The sequence below is a fragment of the Sulfitobacter sp. 1A15299 genome, assembly GCF_043556915.1.
Lineage (GTDB): Bacteria > Pseudomonadota > Alphaproteobacteria > Rhodobacterales > Rhodobacteraceae > Sulfitobacter.
In genome coordinates this window covers 1-14,336 of the sequence record NZ_JBIFFJ010000029.1, presented here as the reverse complement: position 1 = coordinate 14,336, position 14,336 = coordinate 1, and the positions used below count along the sequence as shown (strand labels likewise).

14 protein-coding genes are annotated in these 14,336 nt (G+C 64.0%); 6 read left to right on the top strand and 8 right to left on the bottom strand.

Going from position 1 to position 14,336, the window contains the following annotated elements; all coding sequences use genetic code 11:
- Positions 1–26 precede the first annotated feature (26 nt).
- Positions 27–746 carry a GNAT family N-acetyltransferase gene (locus tag ACGYK7_RS16420; protein ID WP_394403549.1) on the top strand — a complete coding sequence of 240 codons (720 nt, stop codon included), beginning with the start codon at positions 27–29 and terminating at the stop codon, positions 744–746.
- Between the two features lie 55 nt (positions 747–801).
- Entirely contained in the window at positions 802–2,613 is a 1,812-nt protein-coding gene (locus tag ACGYK7_RS16415; protein ID WP_394403548.1) for an ABC-F family ATP-binding cassette domain-containing protein, read from the top strand.
- Here the strand turns inward: ACGYK7_RS16415 and ACGYK7_RS16410 are convergent.
- From ACGYK7_RS16410 to tyrS, 3 genes are all read right to left on the bottom strand, one after another.
- Positions 2,610–3,221 carry a hypothetical protein gene (locus ACGYK7_RS16410; protein WP_394403547.1) on the bottom strand — a complete coding sequence of 204 codons (612 nt, stop codon included), beginning with the start codon at positions 3,219–3,221 and terminating at the stop codon, positions 2,610–2,612. The two genes, ACGYK7_RS16415 and ACGYK7_RS16410, sit on opposite strands and share 4 nt — an antisense overlap.
- Positions 3,221–3,976, bottom strand: a complete 756-nt coding sequence (locus ACGYK7_RS16405) for a 3-hydroxyacyl-CoA dehydrogenase (RefSeq protein ID WP_394403546.1) — start codon at positions 3,974–3,976, stop codon at positions 3,221–3,223. Before ACGYK7_RS16405 ends, ACGYK7_RS16410 begins: the two co-directional genes overlap by 1 nt.
- A 134-nt stretch (positions 3,977–4,110) precedes the next feature.
- Complete coding sequence (tyrS, locus tag ACGYK7_RS16400) at positions 4,111–5,361, bottom strand: tyrosine--tRNA ligase (RefSeq protein WP_394403545.1); 1,251 nt, start codon at positions 5,359–5,361, stop codon at positions 4,111–4,113.
- 66 nt (positions 5,362–5,427) lie between these two features.
- Here tyrS and ACGYK7_RS16395 point away from each other — a divergent pair, with 66 nt between their 5' ends.
- On the top strand, positions 5,428–6,555 hold the full coding sequence (locus ACGYK7_RS16395) for an anhydro-N-acetylmuramic acid kinase (RefSeq protein WP_394403544.1): 1,128 nt from the start codon (positions 5,428–5,430) through the stop codon (positions 6,553–6,555).
- Positions 6,556–6,789: 234 nt separating this feature from the next.
- Positions 6,790–7,470 (top strand): hypothetical protein, encoded by a 681-nt coding sequence (locus ACGYK7_RS16390; protein ID WP_394403543.1) that lies wholly within the window; start codon positions 6,790–6,792, stop codon positions 7,468–7,470.
- 49 nt (positions 7,471–7,519) lie between these two features.
- On the opposite strand, the gene ACGYK7_RS16385 is transcribed toward ACGYK7_RS16390, so the two are convergent.
- Genes ACGYK7_RS16385 through ACGYK7_RS16375 form a run of 3 tightly spaced genes read right to left on the bottom strand, consistent with a single transcriptional unit; the run spans position 7,520 to position 10,269 of the window.
- Positions 7,520–8,056 (bottom strand): GNAT family N-acetyltransferase, encoded by a 537-nt coding sequence (locus ACGYK7_RS16385; protein ID WP_394403542.1) that lies wholly within the window; start codon positions 8,054–8,056, stop codon positions 7,520–7,522.
- Entirely contained in the window at positions 8,056–9,333 is a 1,278-nt protein-coding gene (gene eno / locus ACGYK7_RS16380) for a phosphopyruvate hydratase (protein ID WP_394403541.1), read from the bottom strand. The genes ACGYK7_RS16385 and eno overlap by 1 nt, the downstream gene beginning before the upstream one ends.
- Before the next feature lie 33 nt (positions 9,334–9,366).
- Complete coding sequence (locus tag ACGYK7_RS16375) at positions 9,367–10,269, bottom strand: DMT family transporter (RefSeq protein WP_394403540.1); 903 nt, start codon at positions 10,267–10,269, stop codon at positions 9,367–9,369.
- A gap of 130 nt (positions 10,270–10,399) precedes the next feature.
- On the opposite strand from ACGYK7_RS16375, the gene ACGYK7_RS16370 reads away from it, so the two are divergent.
- Positions 10,400–11,461: an AbrB family transcriptional regulator gene (locus tag ACGYK7_RS16370; RefSeq protein WP_394403539.1), complete on the top strand. Its 1,062-nt coding sequence runs from the start codon at positions 10,400–10,402 to the stop codon at positions 11,459–11,461.
- A gap of 7 nt (positions 11,462–11,468) precedes the next feature.
- Here ACGYK7_RS16370 and ACGYK7_RS16365 read toward each other — a convergent pair whose 3' ends face one another.
- On the bottom strand, positions 11,469–12,167 hold the full coding sequence (locus tag ACGYK7_RS16365; RefSeq protein WP_394403538.1) for an NYN domain-containing protein: 699 nt from the start codon (positions 12,165–12,167) through the stop codon (positions 11,469–11,471).
- Positions 12,164–12,583, bottom strand: a complete 420-nt coding sequence (locus ACGYK7_RS16360) for a Fur family transcriptional regulator (RefSeq protein WP_067265902.1) — start codon at positions 12,581–12,583, stop codon at positions 12,164–12,166. Before ACGYK7_RS16360 ends, ACGYK7_RS16365 begins: the two co-directional genes overlap by 4 nt.
- A 348-nt stretch (positions 12,584–12,931) precedes the next feature.
- Here ACGYK7_RS16360 and ACGYK7_RS16355 point away from each other — a divergent pair, with 348 nt between their 5' ends.
- Positions 12,932–14,245 (top strand): DEAD/DEAH box helicase, encoded by a 1,314-nt coding sequence (locus tag ACGYK7_RS16355; protein WP_394403537.1) that lies wholly within the window; start codon positions 12,932–12,934, stop codon positions 14,243–14,245.
- Positions 14,246–14,336: the final 91 nt, after the last annotated feature.

Below are 14,336 nucleotides of genomic sequence, written 5' to 3'. Positions count from 1 at the left end.
GCGGATAAGCGAAGGCGATTTCGCAGATGACCCAAGCGCCCCCGGGCCGATATCTGACGCGCGAAGCCCTCACGCCCGGGGACATCGCCCGGGCGCAGGCGCTGCGGACGCAGTGTTTTCAGACCGGGACCGCCGACCGCGATGCATTCGACGCGGCCGCACGGCATTTTCTGATAGAGGATCGCGACAGCGGCACATTGGTCTGTTGCTTTCGCCTGACGCGGTTTCAAGGCGCGGAATTGGCCCAAAGCTATGCCGCGCAGTTTTACGATCTGAGCCGTCTCGAAAACATGAAAGGGACCCTGCTGGAACTGGGCCGCTTTTGCATCCACCCGGCATGGCAAGACCCCGATATCCAACGCCTCGCATGGGGGCAATTGGCGCGGGAAGTCGATGACAATGGGGCGTCGCTTTTGTTTGGCTGCTCGTCCTTCGCGGGCACCGATCCGACCCGCTACCGCGATGCCTTTGCCCTTTTGAAACAGCAGCATCTTGCCCCCGCGGGGTGGCGTCCCGGCATTAGGGCGGCTGAGGTCCACCCCTATGCCCGCGACAGCCGCAGCCCCGACCCCCGGCACGCGCGCCGGCAAATCCCGCCGTTGCTGCGCAGCTATCTGGCGATGGGGGGCTGGGTCAGCGACCACGCGGTGATCGACCGCCAGATGGGCACGCTGCATGTCTTTACCGGGTTGGAGATCGCCGCGATCCCACCCAACCGCGCGCGGCTTTTGCGGGCGCTGGCCTAGCGCGCTCACGCCTTTGGACATTGACCTTGCCCGCGCCGAAAGATAGCTGGCAGACATGGCACGCGCACCCCTTTTACAACTCACCGACATTTCGCTGACCTTTGGCGGCGATCCTGTTTTCGAAGACCTCTCCCTCGTGGTTCAGACCGGCGATCGGTTGGCCTTGGTGGGCCGCAACGGCTCGGGCAAATCGACGCTGATGAAGGTCATGGCCGGGCTGGTGGAGCCCGACAGCGGGGCGGTCGTGGCCGGGCCCGGCGTATCGGTCGGCTATATGGAGCAGGAGCCGGACCTCTCGGGGTTTGAGACGCTTGGCGACTTCGCCGCTCATGGGCTCGATCCGGGCGAGATGTATAAGGTGGAACGCGCAGGCGAGGGGCTGAAGTTTGACCCCGCGCGCCCTGTGGCCACCGCATCGGGCGGGGAGCGTCGCCGCGCGGCGCTGGCCCGGCTGATGGCCGAAGAGCCGGAACTGATGCTGCTGGACGAGCCGACCAACCATCTCGACATCGAAGCGATCGCCTGGCTGGAATCCGAGCTGAAGGGCACCCGCACCGCCTTTGTCATCATCAGCCACGACCGCGCCTTCCTGCGCGAACTGACCCGCGCGACCCTCTGGGTCGACCGCGGCAGCGTGCGCCGTCAGGACATCGGTTTTGAGGGCTTCGAGGCCTGGCGCGATCAGGTCTGGGAAGAAGAGGACATGCAGCGCCACAAACTGAACCGCAAGATCAAGGCCGAGGCGCGGTGGGCGGTCGAGGGCATCTCGGCCCGGCGCAAACGCAATCAGGGCCGGGTGCGCGCGCTTCAGGAGTTGCGCGCCGAACGCTCGGCGCAGATCAAGCGGCAAGGCACGGCGGCCATGGCGCTGGAGGCCGGGCCGAAGTCGGGCCGCAAGGTGATCGAAGCGACCGGCATCGCCAAGAAATTCGGTGACAAACAGATCCTGCGCGATTTCTCGATCACCGTGCAGCGCGGCGACCGGATCGCGCTGGTCGGGCCAAACGGCGTGGGCAAGACCACGTTGCTGAACATGCTGATCGGCAAAGAAGAACCCGACGCGGGCGAGATCAAACTGGGCACCAATCTGGAACTCGCGCTGTTCGATCAGGCGCGCGCGCAGCTTGACGGCGACATGACCCTTTGGGACAGCCTCACCGGCGATCCTGAAATGCGTGTCTCGGGCAAGGCCGATCAGGTGCTGGTGCGCGGTCAGCCGAAACATGTGGTCGGCTACCTCAAGGAATTCCTCTTTGACGAAGCACAGGCCCGCGCCCCGGTCCGTTCGCTTTCGGGCGGCGAAAAGGCGCGGCTGCTCTTGGCCAAGATCATGGCGCGCTCCTCGAACCTTCTGGTGCTCGACGAGCCGACGAACGATCTCGACGTCGAGACGCTCGACCTTATGCAGGAACTCCTGGGCACCTATGACGGCACCGTGCTGCTGGTCAGCCACGACCGTGACTTCCTCGACCGCGTGGCGGCGACCACCATTGCGATGGAGGGGGATGGCCGCGCCACCGTCTATGCGGGCGGCTGGTCCGATTATCTGGCACAGCGCGGGCAGGATGATTTTGCCCAAAGCGTGGTTAAACCCAAGCCGAGCAAACTCGAGCCGAAAGCGGAGAAAAAGCAATCCGCAGGCGGGCTCAGCTTTACCGAAAAACACCGGCTCGAAGCTTTGCCCGCTGAAATTGAGCGGCTGGAGGCCGAGATTGGCAAGCTTGAGGAACTGCTCAGCGATGCGGAGCTTTTCACCCGTGAGCCGGTAAAGTTTCAGAAAGCCACCGATGCGCTGGTGCAGCGGCATGAAAAACTCTCGAACGCCGAAGAAGAGTGGATGGCGCTGGAGGAAAAGGCGCAGGGCTAACGCCGCGCCTGTGCCAAAGCGATCTGCGGGTGGTAGCCGTTGCGAAAGGCTGCGACGACGCTCGGCGGGGTGAGGAGGGTGACGCGGCCCTGCGGGCGCCGCCGCGCGGCCCCATAGCCCTCCGGCGCATAGGGGTGAAGGGCATCGCCGCGAAGGACGCCGCTCTGGCCGTCGTGATCCAAAACGAAACTGCCGTCGGGCAGATCGGCCGCTTCTACATCCACATGGCGGCGCAGACGAAAAACGCGCGGCATGGCACGTTCGGCGTGCAATTGACGGTCGAGTTCCGCGGCGGGGCCGGGGAGGTCGCAACACGCGCGAAACCGCCGATAATCCGCAGCACGGCATTCCGCGCAGGGGCGATGACCGGCGGCAAAGGCCACGGCCTCATCAAGAAAAAACAGCTCGGTATAGTGGCGGGGGGCCATCAGCTTGCGGCGGCGCCCCTTGAAGCTGAGCCGACAGCAGACCCAATTCTGATGCGCCCAACGGCGTTTGGGGTGCAGGCCGTTTTCGTCATGCAGGATGCCACGGTTGCCCATGAAGCTGCCCCGCGCCGGGTGGGCGATGATCTCCCCATCCGGTTGCACGCGGTTTTGCAGCGGCATCAGCGCATCCTGAGCGCGCCGTCGAGGCGGATGACCTCACCATTGAGATAGCCCATTTCGACGATGAACCCTGCCAGCCGCCCGTATTCAGACGGATCGCCAAGGCGCGGCGGGTTGGGCACATCCTTGGCCAATTCGGCCTGCACCTCTTCCGGCAGCCCGGCCAGCATCGGTGTTTTGAAGATACCCGGCGCGATGGTCATCACGCGAATCCCCTCCTTGGCCAGATCGCGCGCCATCGGCAGGGTCATGCCCACGATCCCACCCTTGGAGGCCGCATAGGCGGCTTGGCCCTTTTGCCCGTCGAAAGCGGCGATGGAGGCGGTGTTGATGATCACCCCGCGCGCGCCGTCGTCTTCGGGGGTGTTCTTGGCCATGGCCACCGCCGCGAGCCTTGCCACGTTGAAGCTGCCGACGAGATTGATGTCGATGGTGCGCTGAAAGGCGTCGAGCGGATGCGGCCCGTCGCGGCCCGTGGTTTTGATCCCAAGTGCGATGCCCGCACAATTCACCGCCGCGGTGATCCAGCCCATCTTTTCTTGGGCATAGTCCACCGCTTCCTGCACCGAGGTCTCATCCGTTACATCGGTCAAAACGTAGTGGCCGCCGATCTCTTTCGCGATGGCTTCGCCCCGGGTGGCGTCACGGTCCAACAGGGTGACCTGCGCGCCCTGCGACGCGAAATAACGCGCCGTGGCTTCGCCAAGCCCCGATGCCCCCCCGGTAACGATGGCGGCTGTACTGTCTAGTTTCATGATGGCTCCCCCCGATATGAACACTTGTTCAGTTCAACACGAAGTTTCACCCCATGCAAGGGATGGCGTCACGGTTGGAGGAAGGCGGCTGCGCCAGGGAAGACGGGGCAGACCGCAGCCCGCCCCGTGAGAGATCAGCCGACCTGCACCAGCGCGTGGCGCTTCTTGCCCGCGCTGAGTTTGACCGGAGAGGACAGCGCGCCTGCGTCCAGCATCAGGCCCGCATCCGTAAGCGGCTTGTCGTCGATCCGCGCGCCGTTCTCGGCGATCAGACGCTTGGCCTCCTTGCCAGATCCGGCAAGGCCCGATTTCACCAGCAATTGCACGATGGAAACCCCATCGCCCACATCCGCCGCCGACAGGGTCAGGGTAGGCAGGTCATCGCCCACGCCGCCTTTTTCAAAGACTTCGCGCGCGGTGGCTTCGGCGGTGCGGGCGGCCTCTTCCCCGTGGAGCAGACCGGTGACCTCATTGGCCAGACGCACCTTTGCCTCGTTGATCTCAGACCCGGCCAGCGCGCCCAGACGGTCGCATTCCTCGACCGGCAGCTCGGTGTAGAGCTTGAGGAAACGGCCCACGTCGGCATCGGTGCAATTGCGCCAGAACTGCCAGAACTCATACGGGCTCAGCATATCGCCATTCAGCCAGACCGCACCGCCCGCCGATTTGCCCATCTTCTTGCCATCGCTGGTGGTCAAGAGCGGCGAGGTCAGGCCGTACACCTCGCCGTCGATCACCCGGCGCGTCAGGTCGATGCCGTTGACGATATTGCCCCATTGATCCGAGCCGCCCATCTGGAGAATGCAGCCATAGCGGCGGTGCAGTTCCATAAAGTCATAGGCTTGGAGAATCATGTAGTTGAACTCGAGGAAAGACAGCGATTGCTCGCGGTCCAGCCGCGATTTCACGCTCTCAAAGCTCAGCATCCGGTTGATCGAGAAATGCCGCCCGATGTCGCGCAGGAAGTCGAGGTAGTTCAACCCGTCGAGCCATTCCGCGTTGTTCAGCATCAGGGCGCCAGTCTCACCCTCGCCGTAATCGAGGTATCGGGCAAAGACCTGACGGATGCCTTCGATATTGTCGTCGATCGCCTCGGGCGTCAGCAGCGGGCGCTCGTCCGAGCGGAAGGATGGATCGCCCACCTTGGTCGTACCGCCGCCCATCAGGGTGATCGGCTTGCCGCCGCATTTCTGCAACCAGCGCAGCATCATGATATTGACCAGATGCCCCACATGCAGCGATTTGGCCGTCGCGTCATAGCCCACATAGGCCGGGGCCGCGCCTTGTCGCAGGGCTTCGTCCAACCCCTGATAATCGGTGCAATCGGCCAGAAAGCCGCGCTGCATCATCGTGTGGATGAACTCCGATTTGGGATGGTATGTCATGGTGACTTGCCTCAAAACTGTATTGCGGGGCAATCTATATGCGCACGAGCGGCAAAGGAAAAGGCCATGAATAGGGCCAAGCACAGGCAAGATGCCGGAACCGATGTGGTGACGGCTTTGGGAATGATGTCGGGCACCTCTTTGGATGGGGTGGACGCCGCGATTTTGCGCACCGATGGGCATGACATCACAAGCTTTGGCGGCAGCGCCTATCGCAGCTATTCCGCCGAAGAGCGGCGGCTGATCGCCGCGGGCTTCGGCAAGTGGCACGGGGCCGAGGTCGAGACGGCCGCTAAGGCGGTTGAGGCTGCGCATCTGGCGCTCTTGACCGATCTGCTGAAAGATGCGCCTGAGGTCGACCTCATCGGTTTTCACGGCCAAACGCTGGCCCATGCCCCGCGCCTGCAGGGCACGCTGCAGGTCGGAGACGGGGCGCTATTGGCCCGAGAGATTGGCCTGCCCGTGGTCTGGGATTTTCGCAGCGCCGATGTTGAACTGGGTGGTGAGGGCGCACCGCTGGCGCCGTTCTTTCACCACGCCTGCGCGCGCTACGCCGGGCGGAAAGGGCCGGTGGCCTTCCTGAACCTTGGCGGCGTGGGCAACCTCACATGGGTCGACCCGCGCGTGACCCGCCCGGAGGAGGAGGGTGCCTTGCTCGCCTTCGACACCGGCCCCGCCAATGCGCCGATCAACGATCTGATGCAGACCCGTCTTGGCCAAGACTATGACAAAGGCGGCAAGCTCGCTGCGCGGGGCAGGGTGGAGCAGGGCGCCTTGGAACTGTTTCTGGCCGAGCCTTACTTCGCGCGCATGCCCCCCAAATCCCTCGACCGGAATGATTTCGCCGAGATGGTGGCCCTTGTCGGAGAGCTGTCCGACGCTGACGCCTGCGCCACCCTCACCGCCATGTGCGCGGCTGGCGTGGCCGAGGCGATGCAGCATTGCCCAGCCCCGCCCGAACGCGTTTATGTGACGGGCGGCGGGCGGCATAACCCGGTGCTGATGCGAATGCTGGATGTTAGCCTCGACTGCCCTGTCGCCCCGGTGGAGGAGATTGGGCTTGATGGCGATATGCTGGAGGCGCAGGCCTTTGCCTATCTGGCAGTACGTGTGGCGCGCGGGCTGCCCACCTCTTGCCCCGGTACGACCGGCGTCCGCGCTGCGGTCGGCGGTGGCACCGTGAGCCGCAGCTAAGGCGCGCGGCCCGAAACCCGAATTTGACGAAAATTTACCGGCGCGGGCATATCGAGGCGCGATCGTGCAGCCGCTATGCCGCCCTATTGGCAATCGCGCCCACTTATTAACAAAATTACAAAAAAGTCAGCTTCGGCGCAACTTTCTTGAAACTTTCGCGCAATTTCCCGCGTAGGTTCACTGTGGGGGCCAAGGGTCGAAGGCATTCGACCGGCTTAGAGAAGGAGATTCAATATGACTATCTTTCACGCAGATGCTTTCAAAAACAGCCTTGCTGTCACGGCAGTGACGCTCATGCTCGCGCCCGCCGCGCAGGCCGAAATCGGCCTCGGGGTCGGGGTCAGCGTCGGGGGCCACGGCGGCCACGGCGGCGCGGATGTCGGTGTCGGCGCGTCGGTCGGCGGCAGTGATGGCATCGGCGCCGGAGTTGGCGCTTCGGTCGGTGGCAGTGGCGGCATCGGGGCCGGGGTAGGTGCCTCGGTCGGCGGGGACGACGGTGTGAACGCGGGCGTCGGCGCCACGGTGGGCGGCGGTAGCGGTCTGGGCGCCGGGGCTGGCGTCTCGGTCGGCGGGGGCAGCGGGCACAGCGGAACGGATGACCCCGATAGCACCCCCACCGCGACCGCAGGCCGGGCCACAGTGAATGGCGACAGCAGTGCCACCACCCCAAAGCCGATCAATATAGCGACCCTTGTTGGCGCGCCGGTCTGGAGCAAGGACAGTGTCTTGGTGGGCATGATCGAAGAGGTCGCCCCGGGGCCAAACGGCAAGGTCGACGCGGTGCTGCGCCTCAACGCGGCTCTGGGCACCGACCGGGACATCATCCGCATGCGCATCGCGCCGCGCCTGTCGGACCGTGGTGCGTTGATGCTGGGGTATTCTAAGCAGAAGTTCCTCCAGCTCTTCGCCGGATAAACCGCGCGGAAAGGAAAGACGGGGCGGCAATCTGGCCGCCCCGTTTGCGTTATTCGGCAGGCGCGGTCACATCCCTTAGCGGCATCTCGAAGAAACAGATCGCATCCCGCGTGAAATCCGGCATCGGCTGGTAGGGCCCGCGCTCAACAAAGCCAAGCGAGCGATAGAGCGCGCGGGCAGGGGCAAAGCCCACGGAGGTATCGAGATAGACCTTCTCGAACCCATCTTCCCGCGCCTGATCGACAAGGCGCTGACAGATTGCCCGGCCCGCCCCGGTGCCACGGGCCGCATCGGTGACGAAGACGCGTTTGATCTCGCTCTCCGTCTCACTCAGCGCATGGGACATGCCACAGCCCAGGGGGATGCCATCCCGCTCGGCCAAGAGGATGATGCCGCGCGGGCGGGCGTGTTCCTCAGGCAGGCGCGCCATCAGGGCGCTGTATTTCTCTTGGGGGTAGAACGTATCGACGATCCGCTGTTCGGCCGGGCCGAAGTGGTAGAGAAAGTCGCGATAGGCCCAGCAGAGATCCACCACCGCCGCGAGGTCCGCAGCGGTGGTGACAGGGCGGATGGTGAGCGCCGACATCAGCCGCGCAGGATCGAGCGGCCCGCGTATTGAGCGGTCTCGCCCAGCATTTCCTCGATACGGATCAACTGGTTGTACTTCGCCAGCCTGTCGGAACGCGCCAGCGAGCCGGTTTTGATCTGGCCACAGTTGGTGGCGACTGCAAGGTCGGCAATCGTGGCGTCTTCGGTCTCGCCCGAGCGGTGCGACATGACGTTGGTGTAGCCCGCGCGATGCGCGATATCGACGGCTTTGAGGGTCTCGGACAGGGTGCCGATCTGGTTGACCTTGACTAGCATGGAGTTGGCCGCACCGCGCTGGATGCCATCGCTCAGACGCGCAGGATTGGTGACGAAAAGGTCATCGCCCACCAGTTGCACCTTGCCGCCCAAGAGGTCGGTCAGCGCCCTCCAGCCGTCCCAATCGTCTTCGGCCATGCCGTCTTCGATGGAGATGATCGGGTAGTCGTTCACCAGCGCCGCGAGGTAGTCGGCGTTCTCTGCGCTGGACAGGGTCTTGCCTTCGCCGGAGAGGACATATCTGCCATCCTTGTAGTATTCCGTCGCCGCGCAATCGAGGGCGAGATACATGTCCTCGCCCGGTTTATAGCCCGCTTTTTCGATGGACTTCAGAATGAAATCAAGCGCATCGCGCGAGGAGCTGATGTTGGGGGCAAAGCCGCCTTCATCGCCGATCCCGGTCGATAGACCCGCGGCGGAAAGCTCTTTCTTCAGCGTGTGGAACACCTCGGCCCCCATGCGCACGGCTTCGCGGATGTTCTCCGCGGCGACCGGCATGATCATGAATTCCTGAATGTCGATCGGGTTGTCGGCATGTTCGCCGCCGTTGATGATGTTCATCATCGGCACCGGCAGCACGCGCGCGGTGGTGCCGCCGATGTAGCGGTAGAGCGGCTGCGCGCAGTAGTCCGCCGCCGCCTTCGCCGCGGCCATCGACACGCCCAAGATCGCGTTGGCGCCAAGGCGGGATTTGTTCTCGGTCCCGTCGAGTTCGATCATCATCTCGTCGATCTCGACCTGTTCCGTCGCCTCGACCCCCACGAGCGCCTCGGCAATCTCGCCATTCACGGCGGCGCAGGCTTCGAGCACGCCTTTGCCCAGATAGCGCGACTTGTCGCCATCACGCCGCTCGTTCGCCTCATAGGCGCCGGTCGAGGCACCGGAGGGGACAGCGGCGCGGCCCATGGTGCCGTCTTCGAGGATAACGTCGACTTCGACCGTCGGGTTGCCCCGGCTGTCGAGGATTTCGCGGGCGTGGATGTCGATGATCGTGCTCATGGGCTTTGTCCTCATGTTCGGGTTTGGGGCGGTTTACCCCGGCAGGCCCGGCTTGGAAAGACCGCGGCGGGGCCGGGGGGTGATTTTGCGTTCGCGCAGCAGGGTATAGACCCCCGAGGCGATGATGATCGCGGCACCCACCAGCGTCAGCGTGTCGGGGGATTCGTCGAAAACCACGATCCCGGCCACCAGCGCAAAGAGCATACGGGTATAGCGGAAGGGGGTGACAAAACTCACCTCGCCCACGCGCATGGCCGCGACGATGGCGTAATAGGCCAGCACGCCGATCCCCATCGCACCAGCGAGATAGAGCACCTCGGCCCCGCCGGGCATGGCGGCTGGCGTGCCTGCGGTCAGCATCAGGATCAGCCCTGCCGGGACCAGGACGATAAAGGCGAGAAAGCTAAGCTGCATGGAACTGATGCTTTTGGGAACTTTGCGTGTCGCCAAGTCGCGCAAGGCGAGGCCGATGACACCGGCCACGGCGAAAAGCGACAGCGCGTTGAACCCCTCCAGCCCCGGGCGCACGATCAAGAGCACACCAAGGAAGCCCACGATGATCGCGCTCCAGCGCCGCCAGCCGACCGGCTCACCCAGAAACAGCGCCGCACCGAGGGTGACGGCAAGCGGGGTTGCCTGCAAAATGGCCGAGGCCGACGAGAGCGGCGTCAGCACGATGGCGGTAACGAAACAGAGCGTGCCCAGCACTTCGCCGACGGCGCGCAGCAAGATCGGCTGCGTCAGCATATCGGCAGAGAACAGGCGCTTTCCCTGAATGCGCAGGATCACCGCAAAGATCGCTCCGCCGCCCGCGCCCAAAAGCGCAATGATCTGGCCGACGGGGAGCGCATCGCTCGTCAGTTTGACGAACATATCCTCGACCGCGAAACCGGCCATGGCCAGCACCATCAGCATCGCACCGCGCAGATTGTCCATGATCACGCCCCTTTATCCCGTGGTATTGCCTGTCGCCCATGAACCTTTTGCGACGAAAGGGCAAGGGTGCGCGATGCGCGTCATGCGTGTGGCACTGGCGCAGGCTCTACCGGAGTGCTAGCCCTACCGCATGAGATGGCCGATCCCCTCGCTCGCCCCGCGCGATACTGTGCTGACCCTTGCAACCGGGGGCTTTGGCGCGCTGCTGTTCTGGTGGCTGCATGCGCCGGTTTATATGCTGCATGGCCCGGTGATCGCGGTGAGTGTCTTAGGGCTGATGGGGGTGCGCACGGCGGTCGATCAGCGGCTGCGGGATGCCTGTTTCGTCGTGTTGGGCATCGCCGTGGGGGCGGGGTTCAATCAGGATGCGGTGAACGCTATGCTGCGCTGGCCGCTGGCCTTTGTCTTTATGACCGGTGTGATCTGGGGGATCATGGCGCTCTGCCGTTGGATGCTGGCGCGGTATTTCGGTTTTGACGCGCGCTCCGCGCTTCTGGCCGCGGCTCCTGGGCATCTGAGTTTCGTGATGGCGATTGCCAGCGACAGCGGGTCGGACGTGCCGCGCATCTCGATCACGCAGTCGGTCCGGCTTCTGGCGCTGACCATCGTCGTGCCTTTCGCCGCCCTTCTGATGGGCGTCGACATGACCGGCAATATCGCCCCCGTGGGGGCGGTGATGAGCCTGCTGTCGATCCTCGTGATGATCGGCGTCTCCGGCGTCGTCGGGATGATCTTTGCCCGGCTTTCCGTGCCCGCGCCGCTTTTGATGGGGGCGATGGTGGTTTCGGCCCTCGCGCATCTGACCGGGCTGGAGACTGGCGTTCTGCCGGGTTGGCTGACCCTTGCCGCCTATCTGGTGCTGGGCAGCCTCATCGGCACGCGGTTTTCCGGCATCACGCCTGCGCGTCTGGCAAGCGGGCTTGGCGCGGGGCTGGCGATTACCGGCGTGGCGGTGGGGCTGGCGGGCCTCGGCGCGGTGCCGGTGGCCTGGGCGCTTGGCATGCCGCTGGGGCATGTGCTGGTGGCCTTCGCGCCCGGCGGGCTGGAGACGATGATCGCCCTCGGCGCGGTGCTGGCTGTGGTGCCGGGCTTCGTCGCCGCCTGCCACATCATGCGTCTGGTGGTGCTGAGCGTGCTGCTGCCCGCCATGCTTTCCCGCGTGGCGAAGCAAGAGCAGCGCGCCGCCGAATGACCCCGCCCTAGCTTTTCAGGCGGACCATCAAACGGTTGCCATCCTTGCGCGTTTCCACGGCTTTGAGGTCGGCGGCCAAGGCGCTCAGCTTGCCATGGCCATAGGTGCGGCTGTCGAAATCGGGATGCGCTGCCTGAATGGTCTGGCCGATCTGGCCAAGGTTGTACCAATCGTCTTCGGTGTCGATCTTATCCATCGCCGCTTTGAACAGGGGCAGGGCATCGCCCACCTTAGCCTTGGCCCGCGCGGGGGTGTCGGGTTCTACCTCGTCGAGGTTTTCGATCAGGATGAAGCGGTTGTAGACGTTGCGCAGCGAATCATGGGTTTTCTTCTCGCCGATGCCGATGACTGTTACCCCATCTTCGCGCAGGCGGTTCACCAGCGCGGTGAAGTCACTATCGGAAGAGACAACTACGATGATGTCGAAGCGGCGGCTGTGGAGAATGTCCATCGCCTGAATGACCAGCCCGATGTCGCTCGCGTTCTTGCCCTTGGTGTTTGCGGTTTCCTGATGCGCCACCAAACCCAACTCGCGGATCGGGGCTTTCCAGCCCTTGAGGTGATCGTTCGACCAATCTCCATAGACCCGGCGCAGGGCGGGCTCTCCAATCGTCGTGACCTCCCGCATGATGGCAGCGGCATGTCTTGCAGGCACGTTGTCGGCGTCGATCAACACGGCCAGCAAAGGGCGGTCACGTTCTGTCATGGATCATCCTTCTTGATCGGCACACCGTAGAGTTCCATCCGGTGGCCTTGTAATTTGTAACCCAGCTTGCGCGCGATGCGTTCCTGAAGCTCTTCGATTTCCGCGTCGACGAATTCGATGACCTCGCCTGAGTTCACGTCGATGAGGTGATCGTGATGCGCCCGCTGCGCGTCTTCATAGCGCGCCCGGCCATCGCCGAACTCCAGCTTGTCGAGGATGCCCGCTTCTTCAAACAGTTTCACCGTGCGGTAGACCGTGGCGATGGAGATGCCGCTGTCGATCACGCTGGCGCGGGTCAGGATCTCTTCGGCATCGGGGTGGTCTTCGCTGTCGTGAATCACCTGCGCGATGACCCGGCGTTGCCCTGTCATGCGCAGGCCCATCGCCTCGCAGCGTTTGATGATCGGGTTGCGCATCGTCTTGCCCTTCGTCCGTCGGACCACGGTCCTAGCATTTTAGCGCCGCCGGACGCCACAGGAATTGACCGCGCCGGTTGACTTTTGCGTCCGCACCGCCCATGTGGGCATCAAGCGAAGCCTTCTGCCGCGTGAGCAGTATCAGCGCCAAGTCCCATGAGGGGCCTCTGGGACGCTGACGACAAGGCCCGCCGATGTTCCCAAAATCACGCGTGGGGCCAAGCGCGACAGACGGGTGTGAGGCATGTGGCCTGCGCCCGCGATCTGGCTTGCGCGACCCCGTGGCGCCTTTTGAGGGGCGCGGCGAAAGAACATGGCGCGCGTTTTCGCGGGCCGGAAAGTGAACGAATGAGCGATTTTGACATGATGGGCCTGCCTGCCAAACTGGTGGCCCGGTTGAACGAGATGGGGCTGAAAGAGCCGACCCCGATCCAGAAACAGGCGATCCCCCATGCGCTGAACGGGCGCGACGTAATGGGTCTCGCCCAGACCGGCACCGGCAAAACCGCCGCCTTTGGCGTGCCGCTGTTGGCCCAGATGATGGAGATCGAAGGCCGTCCCGCAGCGCGTTCCGTGCGCGGGCTGGTGCTGGCCCCCACGCGTGAGTTGGCGCAGCAGATCGCCGTGAACCTGCGCGGCTATGCCGAAGGCACGCCGATCAAAGTGGCAATGGTGGTGGGCGGTCAGTCGATCAACACCCAGATCAAACGTCTGGAACGGGGTGTCGATCTGCTGATCGCGACACCGGGCCGTTTGCTTGACCTGCTCGACCGGCGCGCGGTCAAACTCGATACGACGACCTTCCTCGTGCTGGATGAGGCCGACCAGATGCTCGACATGGGCTTTATCCATGACCTGCGCAAGATCTCGAACCTGATCCCGAAAGAGCGCCAGACGATGCTCTTCTCGGCGACCATGCCCAAGCTGATGAACGAGATCGCCAACAGCTATCTCAACAGCCCGATCCGCATCGAAGTCTCGCCTCCGGGCAAGGCGGCGGATAAGGTCACGCAAGAGGTGCATTTCATCGCCAAGGCCGAGAAGACCGAACTGCTGAAAGAACTTTTGGCCAAGCATAAGGGCGAACGCGCGCTGGTCTTTGGCCGCACGAAACACGGCTCGGAAAAGCTGATGAAGACGCTGGTGAAGGCCGGGTTCGATGCCGCTTCGATCCATGGCAACAAAAGCCAAGGTCAGCGGGACCGCGCGATTGCAGGCTTCAAGGAGGGCGACATCACCGTGCTGGTGGCCACCGATGTGGCGGCGCGGGGCTTGGACATTCCGGATGTGAAACACGTCTATAACTTCGACCTGCCGAATGTGCCGGACAACTATGTCCACCGCATTGGCCGGACCGCGCGGGCAGGCAAAGACGGGGCCGCCGTAGCCTTCTGCGCCCCCGATGAGATGGGCGAACTGAAGGCGATCCAAAAGACCATGGGCATTTCGATCCCCGTGGCCTCGGGCCGTCCTTGGGAAGTGATTGATGAGCCAGCGAAACCCAAGGGCCGGGGCCGCAGACGTGGCGGTCGCCCCGGTGGTGGTGGCGGTCGCCCCGGTGGCGGCGGCGGCGGTGGTGAAGGCGCTGGCAAGCCGAGCGGCGGGCGGCGTCGCAGGCGCGGTGGCGGCGGCGGTAAGTCGGGCGGCCAGCAGGCGGCCTGAGCCGGGGCACCTCCCTAAAGCGTTTCTAACGAAACCTGAATCGTAGGGGATTCCCAAAATGGTCTGATTGTGATTCATCCTGTTTGGGAGG